Source organism: Micromonospora sp. L5 (assembly GCF_000177655.2).
Classification (GTDB): domain Bacteria; phylum Actinomycetota; class Actinomycetes; order Mycobacteriales; family Micromonosporaceae; genus Micromonospora; species Micromonospora aurantiaca.
This window is the reverse complement of sequence record NC_014815.1, coordinates 2,592,117-2,617,323: the sequence shown is the minus strand read 5'-3', so window position 1 is coordinate 2,617,323 and position 25,207 is coordinate 2,592,117. Positions and strand designations below refer to the sequence as shown.

The window sequence follows — 25,207 nt, the reverse complement described above, 5'->3', positions numbered from 1 at the left end:
CGCCGGCACCCGATCCTGTGTCCGCACCAGCTCACCGTGCCACGATCCGCACCGCGGCACCGCCCCGAAACGGGTGATCGGTGCGACACCGGCGGTCAACCGACACGACCGCCGGACCGGACACTCCCGGCGGGCCCGAGCGTTGGTTACCGTAGGTGTCTCCCGCGGGGGAAGCGGTCCCCGCGTGTACTTCCGATCGAGGTTGCAGTGACGATGTACGGCGAGAAGATGCCGGCTGCCGACGACCGTCCCACCATCAAGGTGGCGGCGGTGAGCTGGCCCGGCGTCGAGATGGAGCCGGTCGCCACACCACCCGGGGGCGGCGCGGCCAAGCCGACACGCTCGCGACGGGCCCGGCTGCTGCTGGCCGGAGGGATCGTCGCGGCCGTGCTCGCCGGCGGCGTCGGCCTGGGCGCCTACGCGTACGCCGGTGACGTGCCCCGCGGCACCACGGTGCTCGGCACCGAGCTGGGCGGGCGGAGCCGCGCGGAGGCGGCCCAGGCGCTCCGCGCCGAGCTGGAACGCCGGGCCGACACGTTGAACACCCCGCTCGCGGTCACAGTCGGTGGGAACAAGGCCGAGCTGAAGCCGTCCGACGTGGGGCTCGCCATCGACGTGGAGGCGACTGTGGCGGCGGCCGCCGAGGCGGACGCGCACGCGGTGAGCCGACTCGTCGGCTCCCGGTCGGTCGAGCCGGTGGTCACCGTCGACCAGGCCAAGCTGGGGGCGGCCCTGCGCAAGGTGATGGGCGCGCAGGGGCGTGAGATGACCATGCCGGCGATCATCTGGACCGGGACCACACCGAAGCCCGTCTACCCGAAGCCGGCGCTGACGATCGACACCGACGGCGCCGCCGCCGTGGTCAAGGCCGGCTGGTTGGCCGCCGAGCCGGTCACCGTGCCGCTCGTCGAGAAGTGGCCGGCCACCACCCGCGAGGAGGTGGACCGGATCATCGCCGAACTGGCCCGGCCCGCGGTGGCCGCACCGGTCACGCTCACCACCGACGGAGGCTCGGTCACCGTCCCGCCCGCCGCCATCGCCCGGTCGCTGCGCTTCTCCGCCGACGACGCCGGCACGCTCACCCCGAAGGTCGACGTCAAGCGGCTGCGTACCGCGCTCGGCGACAAGCTGACCAAGCTCGAGGTCGAGCCGCGGGACGCCGGGCTGACCATCAGCGGCGGCAAGCCGAAGGTGCTGCCCAGCAAGGCCGGGCGCCAGGTCGACGCCGCCGCGCTCGGCCCGGCCCTGCTCGCGGTGCTGCCGAAGACCGAGGGCCGTACGGTGACCGCCGAGCTGAAGCCGGCCGCCCCCGAGCTGACCGAGGCGGAGCTGGCGAAGCTCGGCATCAAGGAGCGGGTGTCGACGTTCACCACCCACTTCACCGGTGGCCTTTCGTCGCCGCGCAGCCAGAACATCGTCCGGGCGGCGAAGGACGTGGACGGCGCGCTGGTGAAGCCCGGCGAGACGTTCTCGCTCAACGGGCACACCGGCGAACGCGGCTACGACCAGGGCTACAAGGACGCCCCGACGATCGTCGGCGGCAAGCTGGTGCCGGGCGTCGGCGGTGGCGTCTCGCAGTTCACCACCACGCTGTTCAACGCCACCTACTACGCCGGGCTGGAGGACGTCGAGCACAAGCCGCACTCGTTCTACTTCAGCCGATACCCGGCGGTGATCGAGTCCACCATCTACTGGCCTCAGCTCGACTTCAAGTTCCGCAACAACACGCCGTACGGCGTCCTGATCGACACGTCGTACACGTCCAACTCGATCACCGTCTCGATCTGGAGCACCAAGATCTACGACAGCGTGAAGACCGAGTACGGCCCGCGCCGCAACATCACCCAGCCGAAGACGGTCTACCTGACGCCGGGTCCGACCTGCATCGCCGCCGCCGGCGCTGTCGGGTTCGCCCAGGACGCGTTCCGGGTCATCAAGAAGGACGGCAAGGTGTTCAAGCGGGAGAAGTTCAGCTGGCGCTACGACGCCGAGCCGCGCTTCATCTGCGCCCCGAAGCCGGGCGACGACTGATCCACGAGACGCAGAAAGGCCCCGCCGGACGTATCCGGCGGGGCCTTTCCCATGATTCTCACGGCCGTGCCGCGGCCAGCCCTTCGCGTACGCCGTCGGCGTCCCGGTCGGTGCCGTAGACGGGCGTGTCCGGCTGCTGCCGCCAGCTCTCGTCCAGGGTGCCCGCGTCGACCGGGTCGAAGCCCAGCTCGTCCACCAGCTCCATCACGATCCGCTTGGCGTCCGCGTCGTCACCGGCCACCGGCAACGCGATCCGGCCCGCCGTACCCGCCGGCTTGCCCTCGTCCATCAGGTGCGCGGCCTGGATGTTGTTGAAGACCTTCACCACCCGGGCGCCCTTGAGGTGATCGGCGGTCCAGCGGCTGGAGCTGAGACTGCGGTCCAGCAGCTCGGGGATGTCCCCGTCCCGCTGGGGGTAGTAGTTGTCGGCGTCGACCACAAGCTTGCCGTCGAACAGCGCCGCGGGGAGCTGCGGCACCGCCTTCAGCGGGATCGCGATGACCACCAGTTCGGCGCCCTGCACGGCCTCCTCCACCGACACCGCCCGGGCGCCGGTCTCGGCGGCGAGGTCGGTCAGGCTCTGCGGCCCGCGGGAGTTGGCCACCGCGACGTCGTGACCGAGTGAACGCAGACGACGGGTGAGGGTGCCCCCGATGTGCCCCGACCCGATGATTCCGATCTCCATGCCCACTCCTGTACCCCGTGCGGTCGGACCCGATCACGGTCCCGGCGTACGACACGTCACGTTTCGCGCCGCCGAGCCGGCGGGCGATCGTGCGTCGACGGTCCCGGCTCGACGGTACGAGACCGAGGCGGTCCGTCGTGGTGTTTTCCGGGGGGCAACGCAATTCAGGGCCACCCCGTGTGGGGGTGGCCCTGAATTGGAAGATTGTCCGGCGGTGTCCTACTCTCCCACACCCTCCCGAGTGCAGTACCATCGGCGCTGGAGGGCTTAGCTTCCGGGTTCGGAATGTGACCGGGCGTTTCCCCTCCGCCATGACCGCCGTAACTCTATGAACATGTCAACCAACCCAACAACATGAGTGGTGGTTTGTTCAGAGTTGCACAGTGGACGCGTAGCAGCTTAGTAGTCAAGTCCTCGGCCTATTAGTACCGGTCAACTGAACCCGTTACCGGGCTTACATTTCCGGCCTATCAACCCAGTCGTCTAGCTGGGGGCCTTACCCCACAAATGTGGGTGGGATACCTCATCTTGAAGCGAGCTTCCCGCTTAGATGCTTTCAGCGGTTATCCCTTCCGAACGTAGCTAACCAGCCGTGCCCCTGGCGGGACAACTGGCACACCAGAGGTTCGTCCGTCCCGGTCCTCTCGTACTAGGGACAGCCCTTCTCAAGTATCCTACGCGCACGGCGGATAGGGACCGAACTGTCTCACGACGTTCTAAACCCAGCTCGCGTACCGCTTTAATGGGCGAACAGCCCAACCCTTGGGACCTGCTACAGCCCCAGGATGCGACGAGCCGACATCGAGGTGCCAAACCATCCCGTCGATATGGACTCTTGGGGAAGATCAGCCTGTTATCCCCGGGGTACCTTTTATCCGTTGAGCGACACCGCTTCCACATGCCAGTGCCGGATCACTAGTCCCGACTTTCGTCCCTGCTCGACCTGTCAGTCTCACAGTCAAGCTCCCTTGTGCACTTGCACTCAACACCTGATTGCCAACCAGGCTGAGGGAACCTTTGGGCGCCTCCGTTACCCTTTAGGAGGCAACCGCCCCAGTTAAACTACCCACCAGACACTGTCCCTGAACCGGATAACGGTCCGAAGTTAGATACCCAAATCAACCAGAGTGGTATTTCAAGATTGCCTCCACCCATACTGGCGTATGGACTTCACCGGCTCCCACCTATCCTACACAAGCTAATTCAGATACCAATGTCAAGCTATAGTAAAGGTCCCGGGGTCTTTCCGTCCTGCCGCGCGTAACGAGCATCTTTACTCGTAATGCAATTTCGCCGGGCCTGTGGTTGAGACAGTGGGGAAGTCGTTACGCCATTCGTGCAGGTCGGAACTTACCCGACAAGGAATTTCGCTACCTTAGGATGGTTATAGTTACCACCGCCGTTTACTGGCGCTTAAGTTCTCCGCTTCGCTCGTGAGAGCTAACAGGTCCCCTTAACGTTCCAGCACCGGGCAGGCGTCAGTCCATATACATCGAATTACTTCTTCGCATGGACCTGTGTTTTTAGTAAACAGTCGCTTCCCCCTGCTCTCTGCGGCCATACAACGCTCCACCCGCGCGGGGCTTCACGTCTCCGGCCCCCCTTCTCCCTAAGTTACGGGGGCAATTTGCCGAGTTCCTTAACCACAGTTCGCCCGATCGCCTCGGTATTCTCTACCTGACCACCTGTGTCGGTTTGGGGTACGGGCCGCTAAGAACTCGCTAGAGGCTTTTCTCGGCAGCATAGGATCACTGACTTCACCTGAATCGGCTCGGCATCACGTCTCAGCCTACATGCGCCGCGGATTTGCCTACGGCACGGCCTACACGCTTACCCCGGCACAACCACCGGCCGGGCTCAGCTACCTTCCTGCGTCACCCCATCGCTTGACTACTACCCGCCAGGTTCCCACGCTCCCCACCATTGGTCCGAAGACCGCCGGCAGTTCGGGTGGTTAGCACAACGAGGTTCGTCAGGGTCGCTCTTTCGCGGGTACGGGAATATCAACCCGTTGTCCATCGACTACGCCTCTCGGCCTCGCCTTAGGTCCCGACTCACCCAGGGCGGATTAGCCTGGCCCTGGAACCCTTGGTCATCCGGCGGAAGGGTTTCTCACCCTTCTTTCGCTACTCATGCCTGCATTCTCACTCGTGCCGCGTCCACAACTGGGTCACCCCGCTGCTTCACCCCCGGCACGACGCTCCCCTACCCATCCACACACCTGCATACCCCATCAAGGAGGCACGAAGTTAAAATGTGAATGCCACAGCTTCGGCGGTGTGCTTGAGCCCCGCTACATTGTCGGCGCGGAACCACTTGACCAGTGAGCTATTACGCACTCTTTAAAGGGTGGCTGCTTCTAAGCCAACCTCCTGGTTGTCTATGCGACCCCACATCCTTTTCCACTTAGCACACGCTTAGGGGCCTTAGCTGGTGATCTGGGCTGTTTCCCTCTCGACTACGAAGCTTATCCCCCGCAGTCTCACTGCCGCGCTCTCACTTACCGGCATTCGGAGTTTGGCTGATTTCGGTAAGCTTGTGGGCCCCCTAGACCATCCAGTGCTCTACCTCCGGCAAGAAACACGCGACGCTGCACCTAAATGCATTTCGGGGAGAACCAGCTATCACGGAGTTTGATTGGCCTTTCACCCCTAACCACAGGTCATCCCCCAACTTTTCAACGTTGGTGGGTTCGGCCCTCCACGCGGTCTTACCCGCGCTTCAGCCTGCCCATGGCTAGATCACTCCGCTTCGGGTCTAGAGCATGCGACTAAAAACGCCCTATTCAGACTCGCTTTCGCTACGGCTCCCCCACACGGGTTAACCTCGCCACATGCCACTAACTCGCAGGCTCATTCTTCAAAAGGCACGCCGTCACCCCGCAAGGCTCCGACGGATTGTAGGCGAACGGTTTCAGGTACTATTTCACTCCCCTCCCGGGGTACTTTTCACCATTCCCTCACGGTACTTGTCCGCTATCGGTCACCAGGAAGTATTTAGGCTTACCAGGTGGTCCTGGCAGATTCACGGCAGATTTCAGGAGTCCGCCGCTACTCGGGAACACCCACAGAAGACCAGCAGCTTTCACCTACCGGACTATCACCGTCTACGGTCAGCCATTCCAGACTGTTCGACTAGCCACTGGCTTTGTAACTTCTCCAACAGATGTCAGTCTGTTGAGCAGGGTCCCACAACCCCGACCACGCAACCCCTGACAGGTATCACACGCCGCCGGTTTAGCCTCAATCCGCTTTCGCTCGCCACTACTCACGGAATCACTATTTGTTTTCTCTTCCTACGGGTACTGAGATGTTTCACTTCCCCGCGTTCCCCCCACACACCCTATGTGTTCAGGTGCGGGTGACATCACATGACTGATGCCGGGTTTCCCCATTCGGACACCCTGGGATCACAGCTTGGTTGACAGCTCCCCCAGGCCTATCGCGGCCTCCCACGTCCTTCATCGGCTCCTGGTGCCAAGGCATCCACCGTTCGCCCTTGACAACTTGACCACAAAGATGCTCGCGTCCACTGTGCAATTCTCAACAAACAACCAACCCACAACCCACAGCCCCACACCTGCAACCACCACATGGTCACGGTTTGCGAGACCAGGCCATGCCTGGCGCCTGACAGACCCTTCGGTCCGTCTCAAGGCTCTGAAAGACAACCACTCGGGTTGTTCTTTCAGGACCCAACAGGGTGCTTACATCCTTCACCAGCCGCACCACAGTCTCGTTCCCACCACCCCGAAGAGCAGCTGTACTAGAGGAACCACGGCCGTTGCCGGCGCCGAACTTGCCAGTGTCTCCGCCATCTGAGCACCCCACCACCACGTTCGGGCGGTGTGGGCTCCATGCCACCTTTCGGTGGATGGTGCTCCTTAGAAAGGAGGTGATCCAGCCGCACCTTCCGGTACGGCTACCTTGTTACGACTTCGTCCCAATCGCCAGCCCCACCTTCGACGGCTCCCTCCACAAGGGTTGGGCCACCGGCTTCGGGTGTTGCCGACTTTCGTGACGTGACGGGCGGTGTGTACAAGGCCCGGGAACGTATTCACCGCAGCGTTGCTGATCTGCGATTACTAGCGACTCCGACTTCACGGGGTCGAGTTGCAGACCCCGATCCGAACTGAGACCGGCTTTTTGGGATTCGCTCCACCTCACGGTATCGCAGCCCATTGTACCGGCCATTGTAGCATGCGTGAAGCCCTGGACATAAGGGGCATGATGACTTGACGTCATCCCCACCTTCCTCCGAGTTGACCCCGGCAGTCTTCGATGAGTCCCCGCCATAACGCGCTGGCAACATCGAACGAGGGTTGCGCTCGTTGCGGGACTTAACCCAACATCTCACGACACGAGCTGACGACAGCCATGCACCACCTGTGACCGCCCCCGAAGGACCTGCCATCTCTGACAGTTTTGCGGCCATGTCAAACCCAGGTAAGGTTCTTCGCGTTGCATCGAATTAATCCGCATGCTCCGCCGCTTGTGCGGGCCCCCGTCAATTCCTTTGAGTTTTAGCCTTGCGGCCGTACTCCCCAGGCGGGGCGCTTAATGCGTTAGCTGCGGCACAGGGAACCGGAGAGGCCCCCCACACCTAGCGCCCAACGTTTACAGCGTGGACTACCAGGGTATCTAATCCTGTTCGCTCCCCACGCTTTCGCTCCTCAGCGTCAGTATCGGCCCAGAGACCCGCCTTCGCCACCGGTGTTCCTCCTGATATCTGCGCATTTCACCGCTACACCAGGAATTCCAGTCTCCCCTACCGAACTCTAGCCTGCCCGTATCGACCGCAGGCTTGGGGTTGAGCCCCAAGTTTTCACGGTCGACGCGACAAGCCGCCTACGAGCTCTTTACGCCCAATAAATCCGGACAACGCTCGCGCCCTACGTCTTACCGCGGCTGCTGGCACGTAGTTGGCCGGCGCTTCTTCTGCAGGTACCGTCACTTACGCTTCGTCCCTGCTGAAAGAGGTTTACAACCCGAAGGCCGTCATCCCTCACGCGGCGTCGCTGCATCAGGCTTCCGCCCATTGTGCAATATTCCCCACTGCTGCCTCCCGTAGGAGTCTGGGCCGTGTCTCAGTCCCAGTGTGGCCGGTCGCCCTCTCAGGCCGGCTACCCGTCGTCGCCTTGGTAGGCCATCACCCCACCAACAAGCTGATAGGCCGCGAGCCCATCCCAAGCCGAAAAACTTTCCACCACCAACCATGCGGTCAGAGGTCATATTCGGTATTAGCCCCGGTTTCCCGGGGTTATCCCAAAGCCTGGGGCAGGTTGCTCACGTGTTACTCACCCGTTCGCCGCTCGAGTACCCCGAAGGGCCTTTCCGCTCGACTTGCATGTGTTAAGCACGCCGCCAGCGTTCGTCCTGAGCCAGGATCAAACTCTCCAACAAAAACTTGTCGAACAGCATCCTGACAACAAAAGTGTTGCCAAAGGAATCCCAACCAGCCAAACCAAAAGGCCTGACCAGTACGGGGTATAAAACAATTGGCACTGGCTTTACAAGCACCCTGTTGAGTTCTCAAAGAACAACCACACACCAACCAGAAGCACCGCTACCAGCGGAACCCCCAGCCGGGGCATTTCGTTCAACCACCCGCCGCTCTCGCGCCGGGCACTTTTACTACGTTACCCGGTGGTTTCTGCCGTGTCAAACCGGTGTCAACCAGTTTGTCGTGCGTCACCTTTTACCGGGCACCCCGATTCAACCGACTTCCGTCGGTCGTTCCGAGGAATTCGGTAGGCCGGCCCGCCCGCGGTTTTCCCGCTGGCCCGTCCGTTTCCCTACCGGCCGAGAACCTTACCCGGTCGGTTCCGCCTCGCCAAATCCGCCTCCCGGCGAATCCGGGGCACCACCCGGTTCTCAGGTCCTGCGCTCCGGCCTTCCAGGTCTTTCGCCCTGTTTCGTCCGTTCCGCGCTGTCAGAGAGAAAGTTACGCGCCCAGCGGAGTGATCGTCAAATCCGCTGGGCGCGTCCCGCGTCACACAGTCGACAGGCGGCTATCCGCGCAGCTCGACGCCCGCGAACGAGCGCTTGCCCCGGCGCAGTACGAGGTAGCGGCCGTGCAGCAGGTCGTCCGCCGACACGGTGGCGTCCACCTCGGAGATACGCGTGTTGTTGACGTACGCGCCGCCCTCGGCGATGACCCGCCGTGCCTCCTTCATGCTCGGCACCAGGCCCGACTCCTTGAGCAGGCCGGCCACGTCCGGCAGCTCGTCGAGGTGCACCAGGCCGGCCTCGGTCAGCGCGGCGCGCAGCGTCTCCGGGGCCAGCTCGTCGAGCGAGCCGCGCCCGAACAGCGCCTGGCTCGCGGCGACCGCCTGGGCCATCTCCCGCTCGCCGTGCACGAGCGTGGTCAACTCCTCGGCGAGCGCCCGCTGGGCCAGGCGCGCCTGCGGGCGTTCCGCTGTGGCCTTCTCAAGTTCCTCCAGCTCCTCACGGGAGCGGAAGCTGAAGTACCGCAGGTAGCGGCTGACGTCCCGGTCGTCGGCGTTGACCCAGAACTGGTAGAACGCGTACGGGCTGGTCATCTGCGGGTCGAGCCAGATCGTGCCGGTCTCGCTCTTGCCGAACTTGGTGCCGTCGGCCTTGGTGACCAGCGGCGTGGTGAACGCCTCCACCGGCCCGGCGCCGCGCCGCCGGATGTAGTCCACCCCGGCGGTGATGTTGCCCCACTGGTCGGAGCCGCCGTACTGGAGCCGGCAGCCGTGCCGGCGGTGCAGCTCGAAGTAGTCGTTGGCCTGGAGGAGCTGGTAGCTGAACTCGGTGTAGCTGATGCCCGTCTCCAGCCGCGCCTTGACCACCTCGCGGGCGAGCATCTTGTTCACCGGGAAGTGCTTGCCGACGTCCCGGAGGAACTCCACCACCGACATCTCGCCGGTCCAGTCCAGGTTGTTGACCAGTTGCGCCGCGTTCTCCCCGGAGTACGTGACGAACGGCGAGAGCTGCTCGCGGATGCGCTCCACCCAGCCGGCGATCACCTCGGGCGGGTTCAGCGTCCGCTCCGCGCTCTCCTTCGGGTCGCCGATCTGCCCGGTGGCGCCACCGACGAGCAGCAGCGGACGGTGCCCGCCCTGCTGGAGCCGGCGGGCCATGACGACCTGCATCAGGTTGCCGATGTGCAGGCTCGGCGCGGTGGGGTCGAAGCCCACGTAGAAGGTGGTGCTCCCGCCGTCGAGCAGCTCGCGCAGTTCGTCGAGGCCGGTCGAGTCCTGGATCAGGCCCCGCCACAGCAGGTCGTCGGTCAGGGAGTCCCGCCCCTGCGGGAGGTTGCTGTCGGTCACGGTCACCGATTCTCCCCCATCACCGGGCCCGGCCCGTACCGGGTTTGCCGAGGTGCGGCCGACTAGGCTGGCGGCGCCGTCGAACGCGAGGAGGAACCGCGGTGGACATGCCGAACATGACCGGTGGCTTCGTGGCCCTGCTGGGCCTGACGTTCGACGAGGTCAGCGGGGACCGGGTGGTGATCCGCTGGAAGGTGCGCCCGGAGCTGCACCAGCCGTACGGGATCCAGCACGGCGGCGTCTACTGCTCGGTGGTGGAGACGGCGGCGAGCATCGGCGGCGCACTCTGGCTGGGCGACAAGGGCAACGTGGTCGGGGTGTCGAACCAGACCGACTTCCTGCGCGCGGTGCGCGACGGCGAGCTGACGGCTGTCGGCACGCCGGTGCACCGGGGCCGCAGCCAGCAGCTCTGGCTCGTGGAGATCACCGACGCCGACGGCCGGCTGGTGGCGCGCGGTCAGGTACGGCTGCAGAACCTCACCGCCGCCTGACATCCGCGGGCTCGCCGATTCAGCCCGAAAAGGGGCACTGACGCCGATATCGTCGCCTCGGTGAGGACATCCGCTCCCGATCCGACGTGAGGAAGCTGTTCGCCGCCACGCTCGGCGTGCTGTCGGCGGTCGGCGGCTTCGTCGACATCGGTGACCTGGTGGCGGCCAGTCAGGCCGGCGCGCTGTTCGGCATGGCCCACACCTGGGTGCTGCTGGTCGGGGTGGTCGGCATCTGCGCGTACGCGGAGATGGCCGGCCGGATCGCGGCGGTGAGCGGACGGGCGGTGTTCGACCTGGTCCGGGAGCGTCTCGGGCCGCGCGTGGCGCTGCTCAACCTGGTCGCGTCGTGGCTGGTCACTGTGGTCACGCTCGCCGCGGAGCTGGGCGGGGTGGCGCTGGCGCTGCAACTGGCGACCCGGCTGAGCCACCTGTTCTGGGTGCCGCTCGCGGCGCTGGCCGTCTGGCTGGTGCTGTGGCGGCTGCGGTTCGAGCTGATGGAGCGGATCTTCGGCCTGGCCGGGCTGACCCTGCTGGTGTTCGCTGTCGCGCTGGTGGCGCTGCCGACCGACTGGCCGGCACTCGGGCAAGGCGTGTGGCAGGTCAGCGCGTCCGGGCACGGCTGGCCGCTGTACTGGTTCGTGGCTGTGGCGTTGTTCGCCTCGACTGTGAGCCCGTACGAGGTGTTCTTCTTCTCCTCCGGCGGCGTCGAGGAGCGGTGGGGCACGGCGGACCTGGCGCGGGCCCGCTCGAACGTGCTGATCGGTTTCCCGGTGGGCGGGTTCCTGGCGTTGTCGCTGGTCGCCGTGGCGACGGTGGCCTACCACCCGTCCGAGGCGTCGTTGGGCACGCTCGACGAGGTGGCGCGGCCGGTGGCGACGGCGCTCGGCGGCGCCGGCCTGGCCGCCGCGGTGCTGGCGTTCTTCGCGGTGACGTTCGGCGCGGCGCTGGAGACCGGGCTGTCGGCGGCGTACGCGGCGGCGCAGTACTTCGGGTGGCAGTGGGGCAAGCGGGTCCGCCCCCGGGAGGCGGCCCGGTTCCACAGCGTGCTGCTCGTCGGTCTGCTGCTCGGTGTGGTGATCCTGATGACGACTGTGGACCCGGTGCGGCTGACCGAGTACATGCTGGTGCTGAGCGCGGTGGTGCTGCCGCTGACGTACCTGCCGATCCTGGTCGTGGCCAACGACCGCGGGTATCTCGGCGACCGGGTCAACGGGCGGTGGCTGAACCTGCTCGGCGCGGTGTTCCTGCTGCTCATCGTCGCGGCCTCGGTGGCGGCGATCCCACTGGCGATCATGACGGGGATGGGGCCATGAGGGTTCAGCTCGCCAGGCGGCTGCTCGACCGGCAGATCGTCGACGTGGACGGGTTGCTGGTCGGGCGCGTCGACGACATCGCGTTCGCTGTCGACGACGAGGGCTACCCGTACGTGGACAGCCTGCTCACCGGGCAGGGCGCGCTCGGCGAGCGGATCGGCGGGCGGGTCGGGCGGCTGCTGGTGGCGGTGGCGGACCGGTTCACCGACGACCCGCCGGTGCCGCCGTTGCGCGTACCGCTGTCCCAGGTCGCCCGGGTGGACAGTGCGGTGCGGCTGCGCTGCCCGGCGACGGACCTGCCGCCGTCACCAGTGGAGGCGTGGCTGCGCCGGCACCTGATCGAGCGCATTCCGGGGTCCGGTCGTGCGAGCGGGTGAGCTGCTCGGCCGCACCGCGTACGACCTGCACGGGCGGCGGCTGGGCCGGGTGGTGGACGTGGTGGTGCGCGGCGGGTGGCCGCCGGACCGGCTGCGGATCACCGACGTGATCGTCGCCGGGCACTGGTGGACCCGGGTGATCAGCCGGCTGATCGGCCCCGAGCTGCACCCGTCCGGGCCGTGGCTGCTGCGGGTGATCGCCCGGTTGGTCGGGCGGAGCACCCGCCAGCTGCCCGCCGACGCGGTGCAGCTGCTTCCGCCGGTGCCCGGCTTCCCGTTCGGCCCGCCGGCCGGGCACCGCTGAGCCGGGCGCCGGGGGACCGGCCGGGGCCGGTCAGCGGCGTGCCTCGTCGAGTTCGGGGGCGTCGGCCGGGCCGGCGGCGCCGTCGGTGGTGTCGCCGTCCGGGGAGCCGTCGTGGCGGCCGCGGCGGCGGACGTGCACCTCGGTGATGGCCCGCTGGTCGACGTCGGCCACCGACAGCTCCCAGCCGTCCACGGTCACCTGCTCCCCCGCCACCGTCGGGATGTGCCCGAGGCAGATCAGCACCAGCCCGGCGACAGTGGTGTAGTCGCCCGCCGGCCGGTTCGGCAGCTCCACGCCGAGGTCGGTCAGGTCGTGCACCGGGAACGTGCCGGGCAGCACCAGCGTGCCGTCGGCCTCGGTGCGCACGGCGCGCAGGTCCCGGTCGGTCTCGTCGTAGATCTCGCCGACGATCTCCTCCAGGATGTCCTCCAGCGTCACGATCCCGTCGACCGCGCCGCGCTCGTCGACCACGAGCGCGATGTGCTGGCGCTCGGCCTTGAACTGGCGCAGCGCGTCGACCACGGGCAGCGAGTCGGGCAGCAGCATCGGCGGTCGGGCGATCTCGTCGACCGGCCGGTCGTCGGAGACGCCGACCAGGTCCCGCAGGTGGATCACGCCCACCGCCTCGTCCAGGCCGCCGTGGCGGACCACCGGCGCCCGGGAGTGGCCGGTCGCCGCCAGGACGAGCCGCGCGGCCTCCGCGGTGGTGCCGCTGTCGAGCGTGAAGACCTGCAACCGGGGTACGAGCACCGCCCGCAACTGCCGGTCGGCGATCTCCACCGCGCCGGCGATGATCGTGCGCTGTTCCTTGGTGAAGCCGTGGTTGCCGGCCACGATGTCGCGCAGCTCGTCCGGGCCGATCTCGTCCGGCTCGGCCTTCGGGTCCAGGCCGAACAGGCGTACCACCAGGTCGGTGGTCGCGCCCAGCAGCCAGACGGCGGGCCGGGTGATGCTGGACAGCACGTCCAGCGGACGGGCCACCAGCAGCGCCCACCGCTCGGCCGACTGCATGGCGATCCGCTTCGGGGCCAGCTCACCGAAGACGAGAGTGACGAACGTGAGCACCAGCGTGACCGCGACGATGGCGACGGTCTCGGCGGCGTTGCCGAAGACGCCCAACAGCGGGACGAGCGGCCGGGCCAGGGACACCGCGGCGGCGGCGGAGGCCAGGAACCCGGCGAGTGTGATGCCGATCTGGATCGTGGCCAGGAACCGGTTCGGGTCCTTCGCGAGACGGGCGAGGGTCCGTCCGCCGCGGCTGCTGCGCTCCAGCCGCTGCACCTGGCTGTCGCGCAGGGAGACCAGGGCCATCTCGCTGCCGGCGAACACCGCGTTGAGGATCACCAGCACACCGACCAGGGCAAGCTGGCTCCAGTAGCTCTGCACGACCGGTTATCTCCCTCGGCCCGATCCGGGTCGGCCGATGGCCGACTCGCCGGCCGGTAGATCCGGTCGGCGTGGCCCTCTGTTGCCCCGCGGGCCCGCGCCTGAATCCTGTGTGATCACTGAGCGTCGGGCGGCGGGTGCCGAGTTCACCCGCTCGTGGCGGGGGCCGGCAGGTCGAGCACGTACGCGCCGCCCTCGGGGCGGAACCCGAGCCGGTGGTAGTAGGGGGCGATCATGCCGGGCGGGCTGACCACCCGGCGGAAGCCCCGGTCGGTGAACAGCCGGCTGCGCCGGTAGACGAACTCCCCCGGCGTGAAGTCGCGGAACGGCGGTGTCACGTAGTCCAGGTCGATCTGGGCCACGCCGCCCGGTTCGGCGTGCGAGAGCATCACGCCGACCACCTCGTCGGCGCGTACCACGAGGAACGCCGAGCGGTCGGCGGCGGCCGGATCCCAGTGGAAGCCCGGGTTGAACCGGGCGATGTCGGCGGCGTGCACCCGCAGCGTGTGCGCCAGGAACGCGTCGCCGGTGCCCACCTCGACCACCTGGTAGGTCTGCTCGTCGTGCCGGGTGGCCAGCAGCTTGCGCAGGTACCAGACGTTGATCACGGCGAGCACCACGTTCAGCCCGACCATCGGCCAGACCTGCACGGCGGTGTTGTAGCCGATCAGGATGAGGCAGCCGACCAGGTTGAGCGCGCGCAGCCGCAGGATCCGGGTCTGCAGCAGGGACCAGACCAGCAGCGCGGAGCCGGCCCAGCCGACGAGTTCCAGCCAGTTCACTCGGGGAGACTAGCGGTTTGCCTGGTCAGACCCCTCGGCGGGCAGCTCCAGGACGTACTCCTCGACCTCGGTGCCGCGGCCCGCGGCGTACCCGGAGTCCTCGCCGATCACGACGAAGCCGCACTTGCGCAGCACCGCGAGCGAGGCGGCGTTGTCCTTCGCGGCGCGAGCGTGCAGCGGCCGGTGCGGCACCTCGCGCAGCAGCGCGCGCAGCGCGGCGGTGGCGTGGCCCCGCCCCCAGTGCGCCGCGTCGATCCAGTAGCTGACCTCGGTCTGCTCGCCGACCGGGAACGCGGCCACCCGCCCGACCAGCCGGCCGCCGACGACGACGGCGCGGTTCACGATCCGCTCGTCGGCGCGGATGCGCGCCCAGTGCGCGTCGAACGCGGCCCGGTCGGACGGGTCCTTCGGGCCGAACGCGGCCATCCAGTTCGCCTGCGGGTCCTGCTCGTGGGCGAAGAAGGCGGGCAGGTCGTCGTCGCGCACCGGGCGGAGCAGCACCTCGTTGGTCACGGCCGGAACGATACGGGCACCCCCCGACACTCTCGGGACCTCCGGCCCGGTGTGTGTCCCGTCCGGCCCTGCCGCGCCGCCGCCCGGCCCGGCTACCAAGGAGGTGGAACGACTCAGCCGAGGAGGCCGGACCATGTCGAAGTACGTCTACGACTTCATCGAGGGTGACCGCAGCCGGGCCGACCTGCTCGGCGGCAAGGGCGCGAACCTCGCCGAGATGACCCGGCTCGGGTTGCCGGTGCCGCCCGGGTTCACAGTCACCACCGACGCGTGCCGGGCGTACCTGGCCACCGGTGCGCCGCCGGACGGCCTGTACGAGGAGATCAACGCGCATCTGCGGGAGGTCGAGGCGCGGCTGGACCGGTGGCTGGGCGACCCACGTGACCCGCTGCTGCTGGCGGTGCGCTCCGGCGGGCGGTACTCGATGCCGGGGATGATGGAGACGATCCTCGACATCGGGCTCAACGACACCACCGTGGCCGGGCTGGCCGCCCGCACCGGCGACGAGCGGTTCGCCTGGGACTCGTACCGGCGGCTGATCCAGATGTTCGGCCGGACCGTGCACGGCATCCCGGCCGAGGAGTTCGAGCACGAGCTGGCCGCGCTGCGGGCCACCGCCGGGCCGGGCGGGCCGGGCGCCGACCAGTTGCGCGACCTGGTCGAGACGTACAAGAAGATCTTCACCCGGCACGTCGGGCACGACTTCCCGCAGGCCCCGCACGAGCAGCTGTTCCTGGCCGTGCGCGCGGTGTTCGAGTCCTGGCACTCGGAGCGGGCCCGGATCTACCGGCGGCAGGAACGTATCCCGGACGACCTGGGCACCGCCGTCAACGTGATGGCGATGGTGTTCGGCAACCTCGGCCCGGACTCCGGCACCGGTGTGGCGTTCACCCGCGACCCGGCCACCGGCGCCCCCGGCGTGTACGGCGACTACCTGACCGACGCGCAGGGCGAGGACGTGGTGGCGGGCATCCGCAACACGGTGCCGCTGACCGAGCTGGAGCGGCTGGACCCGGCGAGCTTCCACCGGCTGCGGGAGATCATGGCGACGCTGGAGCGGCACTACCGCGACCTGTGCGACGTCGAGTTCACCATCGAGCGCGGCCGGCTGTGGATGCTCCAGACCCGGGTCGGCAAGCGCACCGCGGCGGCGGCGTTCGTGATCGCCGCGCAACTGGCCGAGGAGGGCCTGATCACGGCCGACGAGGCGCTGACCCGGGTCAGCGGGGCGCAGCTCGCCCAGCTGATGTTCCCGGCCTTCGACGCCGCCGGCGCGCCCGAGCCGCTCGCGGTCGGCGTCGGCGCCTCGCCCGGCGCCGCGGTCGGGCGGGTGGTGTTCGACTCCGCCGCCGCGGCGGCGGCCGACGGACCGGTGATCCTGGTCCGGCCGGAGACCAACCCGGACGACCTGCCCGGCATGATCGCCGCGGCCGGGGTGCTCACCTCGCGCGGTGGGAAGACCTCGCACGCCGCGGTGGTGGCGCGGGGCATGGGCCGGACCTGCGTGTGCGGCGCGGAGGCGCTGCGCATCGACGTCGAGCGCGGCGAGTTCGCCGTGGGCGAGCAGGTGGTGCGCGCCGGCGACCTGATCTCGATCGACGGGACCAGCGGGCGGATCTGGCTCGGCGAGGTGCCGGTGCAGCCGTCCCCGGTGGCCCGGTACCTGACCGGTGAGCTGCGGCCGGAGGCCGACCCGCTGGTCGCCGCCGTGCACCGGCTGCTCGGGCACGCCGACGCGGTCCGCACGCTCGGCGTCCGCGCCAACGCGGACACCCCGGACGACGCCCGCCGGGCCCGCGAGCTGGGCGCCGCCGGGATCGGGCTGTGCCGCACCGAGCACATGTTCCTCGGCGAGCGCCGGGAACTGGTCGAGCGGTTGATCCTGGCCGACGGCCCGGCCGAGGTCGGCGCCGCGCTGGACGAGCTGCTGCCGTTGCAGCGGGCCGACTTCCTCGGACTGCTCACCGCGATGGACGGGCTGCCGGTGACCGTACGGCTGCTCGACCCGCCGCTGCACGAGTTCCTGCCTCCGCTCGCCGAGCTGACCGCCCGGGTGGCGGGCGCGCAGGCGCGCGGCGAGGAACCGGGCCACGACGGCGTGCTGCTGGCGGCGGTGCGGCGCATGCACGAGACGAACCCGATGCTGGGGCTCCGGGGCGTACGGCTCGGACTGGTGGTGCCGGGCCTGTTCGCGATGCAGGTGCGGGCGCTGGCCGAGGCGGCCGCGCAGCGGGTCCGGGCCGGCGGTGACCCGCGCCCGGAGATCATGGTGCCGCTTGTCGGTGACGTGCGGGAACTCGCCGCGGTGGCGGACGAGGCACGGCGGGTGCTGGCCGAGGTGCCTGACGCACCGGACATCCCGGTCGGCACCATGATCGAGACGCCCCGGGCGGCGCTGACCGCCGGGGACATCGCCGCCGAGGCGCACTTCTTCTCCTTCGGCACCAACGACCTGACGCAGATGACCTGGGCGTTCTCCCGGGACGACGTGGAGGGCGCGTTCTTCTCCACGTACCTGGAACGGGGGATCTTCCCGGTGTCGCCGTTCGAGAGCATCGACGCCACCGGCGTGGGCCGGCTGGTCCGCCTCGCCGTCGCCGAGGGGCGGGCGGCCCGGGCGGACCTGACCGTCGGCGTCTGCGGTGAGCACGGCGGCGATCCGGACTCGATCGGGTTCTTCGCCGACGCCGGGCTCGACTACGTCTCCTGCTCGCCGTACCGGGTGCCGGTGGCGCGGCTGGCCGCCGGCCGGGCCGCCGTCGAGGCCCGCACCGAGAAGTCCGACTCCCGCTAGGAGGGCAGCACCATGACCGCCATCTTCAACCCGACCGGACCGGCTGTCACGCCGCTCCCCCGGCCCGCGCCGCCGCAGGCCGCGACTCCCGCGCCCGCCCCGGCCGGGCCGGTCGGCCCGGTGCTGGAGCTGCCCGGGGACGCCGCGCTGGTGCCGGTGAACCGCGACGGCCGCCCGGTCGGCGTCTTCGTCGCGGCCGGCGGCCGGGTCCGCTACCGGCGCGTGGTCGAACCCGACCAGTTGGTCGCCGCCGCCACCGGCGCGTTCGCGGTGGCCGCGCTCACCGCCGCCGTGGCGGTGTGGTCGCGGCGCCGCCCGCCGTCGGTCGGCACCGTCACCATGGGTCCGGGCGGATGGGTCAGCCTGCGCGGCGTGCCGGCGCCGCGGCTGCGCCCGGACCACAGGCCCTGGTGGGCGCGCCTGCTGCGGGCCCGCCGCCTGGTCGTCGACCGCTGAACACCCCAGGGATACGGCCGCCGGTACGTCACCGGCGGCCGTACCGCCGTTCCCCCGCGCGCCCGCGAGGAGGGCCGTTGGTCCCGGGTCACCGCGGTCCTGCGCCCCTGCCCGGACGCTCCCGGGTGGACGACGCTGAGGGGGAGAACGAGAGAGGGAGGCCCCCGATGCGCGCCAGTGTCGTCACCGCGTTCGACCGTCCGATGGAGATCACCGAGCGTCCCGTGCCGGAGGTCGGCCCGGGCGAGATCCTGGTCCGCATCGAAGCCAGCGGACTCTGCCACACCGACATCCACGCCGCCCGCGGCGAGTGGCCGGTGAAGCCCACTCCGCCGTTCGTCCCCGGACACGAGGGCGTCGGCCTGGTCGAGCAGGTCGGCCCCGGCGTCACCGAGCACGCCGTCGGCGACCGCGTCGCGCTGCCCTGGCTCGGCTGGGCCTGCGGCACCTGCAAGTACTGCGTGACCGGCTGGGAGACGCTGTGCGAGTCGCAGCGCAACACCGGCTACAGCATCGACGGCGCGCACGCCGAGTACGCGGTCGCCGCCGCCCGGTACGCGGTGCGCGTGCCCGACGGCGTGGACCCGTTCGAGGCCGCGCCGCTGACCTGCGCGGGCGTCACCACGTACAAGGCCGTCAAGGTCGCCGGGGTGCGGCCGGGCGAGCGGGTCGCGATCTTCGGCATCGGCGGCCTGGGGCACCTCGCCCAGCAGTACGCCCAGATCTTCGGCGCCGAGACGATCGCGGTGGACGTGACCACCGAGAAGCTGGAACTGGCCACCTCGCTCGGCGCCGCGCACACGGTCGACGCCGCCACCACCGACCCGGTCGAGCGGATCACCGCGCTGGGCGGCGTGGACGTGGCGATCGTGCTCGCCGCGAGCCCTCGGGTCATCGAGCAGGCGCACCGCTCGCTGCGCCGCGGCGGCCGGCTGGTGCTGGTGTCGCTGCCCGCCGACAACGCGATCACCCTGCCCGTCTTCGAGACGGTACTCAAGGGCATCACGGTGCTCGGCTCGATCGTCGGCACCCGCGCCGACCTGGCCGAGGTCTTCGCGCTGCACGCCGCCGGCCGCACCCGGGTCGTCTACGAGACCCGCAAGCTGGACGACATCAACGACGCGGTGGACGACGTCCTCGCCGGCCGGGTCGCCGCCCGGCTCGTGCTCCAGCCCTGACCCCCGTCCCCGGTCCCCGCACCCGGCGGGGACCGGGCCACCGCCGACGCCCGGAGAGGGACCGACATGACCGCCACCGAACCCCTGGCCCCCTGGCGCGGATTCCACGCCGGAGCATGGCAGGAGACAGTCGACGTGGCCGACTTCGTCCGCCGCAACCACGAGCCGTACACCGGGGACGCGTCGTTCCTCACCGGGCCGACGCCGCGCACGCTCGCGGTGTGGGACCGGCTGCGGGAGATGTTCGGCGAGGAGCGGCGGCGCGGCGTGTACGACGTCGACGCGGCCACCCCGTCGACCATCACCTCGCACGCACCGGGCTACATCGACCGGGAGCGGGAGCTGATCGTCGGGTTGCAGACCGACGCGCCGCTGCGGCGGGCGATCATGCCGGCCGGCGGGCTGCGGATGGTGGAGACGGCGCTGCGGGCGTACGGACGCGAACCGGACCCGCGGGTGCACGAGATCTTCACCCGGTACCGCCGCACGCACAACGACGCGGTCTTCGACGCGTACCCGGCGAACGTGCTGGCCGCGCGGCGCTCGCACGTGATCACCGGGCTGCCCGACGCGTACGGGCGCGGGCGGATCATCGGCGACTACCGCCGGGTGGCGCTGTACGGCGTGGACCGGCTGGTCGAGGAGCGCCGCGCGCTCAAGGCGGCGCTGGACGACCGGCGCAGCACCGACGACGTGATCCGCGACCGGGAGGAACTGGCCGAGCAGATCCGCGCGCTCGGTGAGCTGAAGGAGATGGCCGCCTCGTACGGCTTCGACATCTCCCGCCCGGCCGCCACCGGCGCGCAGGCGATCCAGTGGCTCTACTTCGCCTACCTGGCCGCCACGAAGGAGCAGAACGGCGCCGCGATGTCGCTCGGCCGCACCGCCGGGTTCGTCGACGCGTACCTGCGGCGGGACATCGCCGAGGGGCGGCTCGACGAGAGCGGCGCGCAGGAGCTGATCGATGACTTCGTGATCAAGCTGCGGATCATCCGCTTCCTGCGCACCCCCGAGTACGACCAGCTGTTCTCCGGCGACCCGACCTGGGTCACCGAGTCGCTCGGCGGGATGGGCGCGGACGGCCGGCCGCTGGTCACCCGCACCGCGTTCCGCTATCTCCAGACGCTCTACAACCTCGGCCCGGCGCCCGAGCCGAACCTGACTGTGCTCTGGTCGCCGCGGCTGCCCGAGGGGTTCAAGCGGTTCTGCGCCCAGGTGTCGCTGGACACCAGCGCCATCCAGTACGAGAACGACGAGCTGATCCGCCCGGCGTACGACGACGACACCGCGATCGCCTGCTGCGTGTCGGCCATGCGGGTCGGCCGGGACATGCAGTTCTTCGGCGCCCGGGCGAACCTGGCGAAGGCGCTGCTGTACGCGATCAACGGCGGCCGGGACGAGCTGACCGGCACGCAGGTGGCCCCGCCGGCCGCGCCGGTCGGCGGCGAGACGCTCGACTACGACGAGGTGCTGGCCGCGTACGACCGGACACTGGACTGGCTGGCGCAGACGTACGTGGACGCGCTGAACGTGATCCACCACCAGCACGACAGGTACGCGTACGAGCGGCTGGAGATGGCGCTGCACGACCACCCGGTGCGCCGGTTCATGGCCACCGGCATCGCCGGCCTGTCGGTCGCCGTGGACAGCCTGTCGGCCATCCGGTACGGCCGGGTGAAGGTGCTGCGCGACGCCACCGGCCTGGCCGTCGACTTCGCCGTCGAGGGCGAGTTCCCGACGTACGGCAACGACGACGACCGGGCCGACGAGATCGCGGTGTGGCTGGTCGAGACGTTCGCGGAGAAGCTGCGCCGGCAGCGCACGTACCGCGACGCGGAGCTGACCATGTCGGTGCTCACCATCACCTCGAACGTGGTGTACGGCAAGCACACCGGCAACACGCCGGACGGCCGGCGCGCCGGTGAGCCGTTCGCGCCGGGGGCGAACCCGATGAACGGGCGGGACACGCACGGTCTGGTCGCCTCGGCGCTGTCGGTGGCGAAGCTGCCGTACGACGCGGCCCGCGACGGCATCTCGCTGACCGGCACCGTGACGCCGGACGGCCTGGGTCACACCCGCGACGAGCGGATCGCGAACCTGGCCGGTGTGCTCGACGGCTACGCCGACGCCGGCGGGTTCCACCTCAACGTCAACGTGCTGGACCGGGCCACGCTGCTGGACGCGATGGCGCACCCGGAGCGGTACCCGCAGCTCACCGTCCGGGTGTCCGGGTACGCGGTGAACTTCGTCCGGCTCACGCCGGAGCAGCAGCGCGACGTGGTGTCGCGGACCTTCCACGGGTCGCTGTGAACGGCCGCCCGCCCGCGCCGCCGGAGGTGACTCCGGCGGCACCGGGTGCCGTCACCGGCGCGGTGCACTCGTGGGACACCTCGGTCGGGGTGGACGGGCCGGGCACCCGGTTCGTGGTCTTCCTGGCCGGCTGCCCGCTGCGCTGCCGCTACTGCCACAGCCCGGACACCTGGTACGGCCGCAGCGGTCGCCGCCGCACGGTGGACGAGATGGTCACGCTCGCCACCCGGTACCGCCGCTTCATCCAGGTGGCGGGTGGTGGCGTCACGGTCAGCGGCGGGGAGCCGCTGCTGCAACCGGCGTTCACCCGGGAACTGCTACGCCGCTGCCACGACGACCTCGGCCTGCACACCGCGCTCGACACGTCCGGCTTCCTCGGCGTCCGCGCCGACGACGCGCTGCTGGACGCCACCGACCTGGTGCTGCTCGACGTGAAGGCGGGCAACCCGCAGACGTACCGCCGGGTCACCGGCACCGGCCGGCTCGCGCCGACGCTGCGGTTCGCGCAACGGCTCGCCGACCGGGGTACGCCCATCTGGATCCGGTACGTGCTGGTGCCCGGGCTGACCGACGCGGTCGACGAGGTGGAGCGGGTGGCCGACGTGGCCGCCGGGCTGGCGACGGTGCAGCGCGTCGAGGTGCTGCCGTTCCACCGGCTCGGCGCCCACAAGTACGCCGAGCTGGGCCTGACGTTCCCGCTGGCGGACACCGAGCCGCCCGATGCCGGCCTGCTGACCCGGGTACGCGGCCAGTTCGCCGCCCGCGGTCTCACCGTCACCTGACGGCGCGCCGGTTCAGCTCGCCGCGGCTGTCGGGTAGCCGTACAGGTCGAGCAGCCGGACCCGGGACGCCTGGAGGCGGTCCACCACCACGCTCATGAACCGGGTGGTGAGCTGACGGCCGAGCGTGTCGTCGGACTCCATCAGCCGGCGTACCCCGTCGGCGTCGAGTTCGACGGCGGTGCTGCGCTGGGTGGCGACCGCGCCGAACTGCCAGCGGTACGGCGGGAACAGCCAGGACCAGCCGAGCACGCCGCCCGGCCCGATCGTCTCGATGCCCACGTCACCGCGGCCCGGCACCGGGAAGTCCAGCGCCACCTGGCCGCCGCGGACCAGCCAGAACCGGTCGGCCGGCTGGCCGGTGCGGAACAGCCGGTGCCCGGGGTGCCAGACCACCGGGCGGGCGTAACCGGTGAGCCGGGGCAGCCACTCGTCGGGCAGCCCGGCCAGGAAGGGGTGGACGCGGAGCATCTCCAGCGGGGTCATCGCGCCTCCAGGGTCGACAGGAGGGGAGCACTGGTCCCATTCCACCCCGCCGCCGGCCCGACCGGTAGGGGCCGATGGTCCCGGACGTGCCGGGCGGATCGACTCTGCCCAGGTGGGGGCCGTCGGCGCAGGCTGAGGGGGAACCGAAGGAGGACGTGATGACCGACAGAACCGGTGCCCCCGTCGTGGTGGGCGTGGACGGCTCCCCGTCCGCGCTGGACGCGGTACGGCTGGCCGCACGCGAGGCGGTGCTGCGGCACCGGCCGCTGCGGGTGGTGAACGCCTTCCTGTGGCCCCTGGTCGGCACGCCGCTGGGCATGGTCGCCCCGGTGCTGCCCGACATCGAGCTGCGCCAGGAGGCCGAGAAGCTGGTCGAGGAGGCGGTGGACGAGGCCCGCAAGGTCGACGCGGAGCTGGCGGTGACCGGCGCGGTCGTCGACGGCGGTCCGGTGGCGGTGCTGCTGCGGGAGAGCCGCGACGCCGCGCTGCTCGTGCTGGGTCACCGGGGACTGGGCGGCTTCGCCGAGCTGCTCGTCGGCTCCGCCGCGGTGCAGCTCTCCGCCCGCGCGGACTGCCCGGTGCTCGTGGCCCGGGGTGAGGCCCGCGCCGACGGCCCGGTGGTGGTCGGCGTGGACGGCTCCGCGCTGTCGAACGAGGCGGTCGGGTTCGCGTTCGCCGAGGCCGCGGCGCGCGGCGCCGAGCTGGTCGTGGTGCACACCTGGCTGTACCCGCAGCCGGTGACCTACCGGGAGGCGTTCGGCGACGTCGTGCCGCTGGCGTACGACCCGCAGGAGCTGCGCGCCGACGAGCAGCGGGTGCTGGCCGAGGCGATCGCCGGCTGGGCCGAGCGGTACCCGGAGGTCACGGTACGGCCGAAGCTGGTCGCCGCCGCCACCCCGTCCCGGGTGCTCGTCGAGGAGTCCGTCGGCGCGCAGCTGACGGTGGTCGGCGCGCACGGGCGCGGTAGCCTCGGTGCGCTGCTGCTCGGCTCGGTCAGCCACGCCGTGCTGCACCACTGCCACAGCCCGCTCGCCGTCGTCCGGCACCGGGGCGACCGGACCCACTGAGCCGGTTCCCCGGCCCGGGCGGGGCCGGCAGCGCCACAATGGCCTGAGCCGACCGGAGGGAAAGCACCAGATGAACCGACCCGTCGTGGCGGGAGTGGACGGATCGCCGTCCAGCCTGGCCGCCGCCGACCTGGCCGCCGCGACCGCCGTCGCCCGTTCCCGGCCGCTGCTGCTCGTGCACGGCTACCTGCACCCGATGGGGTACGGCGTGCCGCTCAACCCGTACGACCTGGGGGTGCCGGCGCCCACCGCGGAGTCGGAGAAGATGCTGGAGTCGGTCGCCGCCGACCTGGCCGAGCGGCACCCGGGCCTGCGGGTGCAGGTACGCCAGGTCGCCGGCGGCCCGGGCGCCACGATGGTCGAGGAGTCCCGCCGCGCCGAACTGGTCGTGGTGGGCAGCCGGGGCGTGGGCGGCTTCGCCGGCCTGCTGCTCGGCTCGGTCAGCGGGCAGCTCGCGCAGCACGGGCACTGCCCGGTGCTGATCGTCCGCCCGGAGGAGCAGCCGATCCCGGTGGACGGTCCGGTGCTGGTCGGCGTGGACGGTTCCGACTCGGCCGCGTACGCGATCGAGCTGGCGGCGGACGAGGCCGACCGGCGCGACGCGGAGCTGGTGCTGATGCACGTCCGGTCGCCGGAACGCGGCGCAGTCGCGCCGGAGGTCGCGGCGGAGGCGTCCACCGCGGCGCGGGCCGAGGCGGCCGGGCTGCTGGCCGAGGCCGCGGCCCGGGTCCGGGCGGCGCACCCGGACCTGCGCGTGGCGGAACGGGCCGTGACCGCCGCCTCGCCGGAGACCGCGCTCCGGAAGGCCAGCGGTGAGGCGTCGCTCGTGGTGGTCGGTTCCCGGGGCCGGGGCGGCTTCGCCGGGCTGCTGCTCGGCTCGGTCAGCCAGGCGCTGGTGCAGCACTCCCACTGCCCGGTGCTCGTCGCCCACCGGCCGGAGCCGGCCGAGGACTGACGCGCC

At 70.0% G+C, this 25,207-nt stretch carries 18 protein-coding genes and 3 rRNA genes; 12 read left to right on the top strand and 9 right to left on the bottom strand.

Annotated elements, in window-relative coordinates; all coding sequences use genetic code 11:
- The first annotated feature begins 213 nt into the window (after positions 1 to 213).
- Positions 214 to 2,031 carry a VanW family protein gene (locus ML5_RS12540; protein ID WP_201766740.1) on the top strand — a complete coding sequence of 606 codons (1,818 nt, stop codon included), beginning with the start codon at positions 214 to 216 and terminating at the stop codon, positions 2,029 to 2,031.
- A gap of 58 nt (positions 2,032 to 2,089) precedes the next feature.
- Here the strand turns inward: ML5_RS12540 and ML5_RS12535 are convergent, their stop codons facing one another.
- From ML5_RS12535 to tyrS, 5 genes are all read right to left on the bottom strand, one after another.
- On the bottom strand, positions 2,090 to 2,716 hold the full coding sequence (locus ML5_RS12535; RefSeq protein WP_013474935.1) for an NADPH-dependent F420 reductase: 627 nt from the start codon (positions 2,714 to 2,716) through the stop codon (positions 2,090 to 2,092).
- A 206-nt stretch (positions 2,717 to 2,922) separates the two neighbouring features.
- Positions 2,923 to 3,039 (bottom strand): 5S ribosomal RNA (gene rrf, locus ML5_RS12530).
- A gap of 79 nt (positions 3,040 to 3,118) precedes the next feature.
- Positions 3,119 to 6,228: ribosomal RNA gene (locus ML5_RS12525) — 23S ribosomal RNA — on the bottom strand.
- Between the two features lie 375 nt (positions 6,229 to 6,603).
- Positions 6,604 to 8,118 (bottom strand): 16S ribosomal RNA (locus ML5_RS12520).
- The 16S, 23S and 5S rRNA genes sit together here, the layout of an rRNA operon.
- A gap of 608 nt (positions 8,119 to 8,726) precedes the next feature.
- A complete protein-coding gene (gene tyrS, locus ML5_RS12515) occupies positions 8,727 to 10,010 on the bottom strand; it encodes a tyrosine--tRNA ligase (RefSeq protein WP_041784507.1) in 1,284 nt (427 codons plus the stop codon).
- 107 nt (positions 10,011 to 10,117) lie between these two features.
- On the opposite strand from tyrS, the gene ML5_RS12510 reads away from it, so the two are divergent.
- The 4 genes from ML5_RS12510 to ML5_RS12495 all read left to right on the top strand — a co-directional run bounded on the left by ML5_RS12510 (position 10,118) and on the right by ML5_RS12495 (position 12,495).
- Positions 10,118 to 10,501, top strand: coding sequence for a PaaI family thioesterase (locus ML5_RS12510; RefSeq protein WP_201766739.1), 384 nt, complete (start codon positions 10,118 to 10,120; stop codon positions 10,499 to 10,501).
- Between the two features lie 86 nt (positions 10,502 to 10,587).
- Entirely contained in the window at positions 10,588 to 11,814 is a 1,227-nt protein-coding gene (locus ML5_RS12505) for an NRAMP family divalent metal transporter (RefSeq protein ID WP_013474932.1), read from the top strand.
- A complete protein-coding gene (locus ML5_RS12500; protein WP_013285570.1) occupies positions 11,811 to 12,191 on the top strand; it encodes a hypothetical protein in 381 nt (126 codons plus the stop codon). Before ML5_RS12505 ends, ML5_RS12500 begins: the two co-directional genes overlap by 4 nt.
- Entirely contained in the window at positions 12,178 to 12,495 is a 318-nt protein-coding gene (locus ML5_RS12495) for a hypothetical protein (RefSeq protein ID WP_013285569.1), read from the top strand. Before ML5_RS12500 ends, ML5_RS12495 begins: the two co-directional genes overlap by 14 nt.
- 30 nt (positions 12,496 to 12,525) lie before the next feature.
- Here ML5_RS12495 and ML5_RS12490 read toward each other — a convergent pair whose 3' ends face one another.
- From ML5_RS12490 to ML5_RS12480, 3 genes are all read right to left on the bottom strand, one after another.
- Positions 12,526 to 13,881 carry a hemolysin family protein gene (locus tag ML5_RS12490; RefSeq protein ID WP_013474931.1) on the bottom strand — a complete coding sequence of 452 codons (1,356 nt, stop codon included), beginning with the start codon at positions 13,879 to 13,881 and terminating at the stop codon, positions 12,526 to 12,528.
- 146 nt (positions 13,882 to 14,027) lie between these two features.
- Positions 14,028 to 14,663 carry a hypothetical protein gene (locus ML5_RS12485; RefSeq protein ID WP_013474930.1) on the bottom strand — a complete coding sequence of 212 codons (636 nt, stop codon included), beginning with the start codon at positions 14,661 to 14,663 and terminating at the stop codon, positions 14,028 to 14,030.
- A gap of 9 nt (positions 14,664 to 14,672) precedes the next feature.
- Positions 14,673 to 15,176 (bottom strand): GNAT family N-acetyltransferase, encoded by a 504-nt coding sequence (locus ML5_RS12480; protein WP_041784177.1) that lies wholly within the window; start codon positions 15,174 to 15,176, stop codon positions 14,673 to 14,675.
- Positions 15,177 to 15,309: 133 nt separating this feature from the next.
- Here ML5_RS12480 and ppdK point away from each other — a divergent pair, with 133 nt between their 5' ends.
- From ppdK to pflA, 5 genes are all read left to right on the top strand, one after another.
- The gene (ppdK, locus tag ML5_RS12475; RefSeq protein WP_013474928.1) at positions 15,310 to 17,970 is read left to right on the top strand and encodes a pyruvate, phosphate dikinase; all 2,661 of its coding nucleotides are present in this window, start codon (positions 15,310 to 15,312) and stop codon (positions 17,968 to 17,970) included.
- A gap of 12 nt (positions 17,971 to 17,982) precedes the next feature.
- On the top strand, positions 17,983 to 18,426 hold the full coding sequence (locus tag ML5_RS12470; RefSeq protein WP_013474927.1) for a hypothetical protein: 444 nt from the start codon (positions 17,983 to 17,985) through the stop codon (positions 18,424 to 18,426).
- Between the two features lie 167 nt (positions 18,427 to 18,593).
- Positions 18,594 to 19,604 (top strand): alcohol dehydrogenase AdhP, encoded by a 1,011-nt coding sequence (adhP, locus tag ML5_RS12465; protein WP_013474926.1) that lies wholly within the window; start codon positions 18,594 to 18,596, stop codon positions 19,602 to 19,604.
- Between the two features lie 66 nt (positions 19,605 to 19,670).
- Positions 19,671 to 21,914: a formate C-acetyltransferase gene (pflB, locus tag ML5_RS12460; protein ID WP_013474925.1), complete on the top strand. Its 2,244-nt coding sequence runs from the start codon at positions 19,671 to 19,673 to the stop codon at positions 21,912 to 21,914.
- The gene (gene pflA / locus ML5_RS12455) at positions 21,911 to 22,696 is read left to right on the top strand and encodes a pyruvate formate-lyase-activating protein (RefSeq protein WP_013474924.1); all 786 of its coding nucleotides are present in this window, start codon (positions 21,911 to 21,913) and stop codon (positions 22,694 to 22,696) included. The genes pflB and pflA overlap by 4 nt, the downstream gene beginning before the upstream one ends.
- A 12-nt stretch (positions 22,697 to 22,708) precedes the next feature.
- Here the strand turns inward: pflA and ML5_RS12450 are convergent, their stop codons facing one another.
- Positions 22,709 to 23,179, bottom strand: coding sequence for a cyclic nucleotide-binding domain-containing protein (locus ML5_RS12450; protein ID WP_013474923.1), 471 nt, complete (start codon positions 23,177 to 23,179; stop codon positions 22,709 to 22,711).
- 158 nt (positions 23,180 to 23,337) lie between these two features.
- Between ML5_RS12450 and ML5_RS12445 the strand changes: the two genes are divergently transcribed.
- Both ML5_RS12445 and ML5_RS12440 read left to right on the top strand, forming a co-directional pair.
- Positions 23,338 to 24,246, top strand: coding sequence for a universal stress protein (locus ML5_RS12445; RefSeq protein ID WP_013285559.1), 909 nt, complete (start codon positions 23,338 to 23,340; stop codon positions 24,244 to 24,246).
- 70 nt (positions 24,247 to 24,316) lie between these two features.
- Complete coding sequence (locus tag ML5_RS12440) at positions 24,317 to 25,201, top strand: universal stress protein (protein ID WP_013474922.1); 885 nt, start codon at positions 24,317 to 24,319, stop codon at positions 25,199 to 25,201.
- Positions 25,202 to 25,207 lie beyond the last annotated feature (6 nt).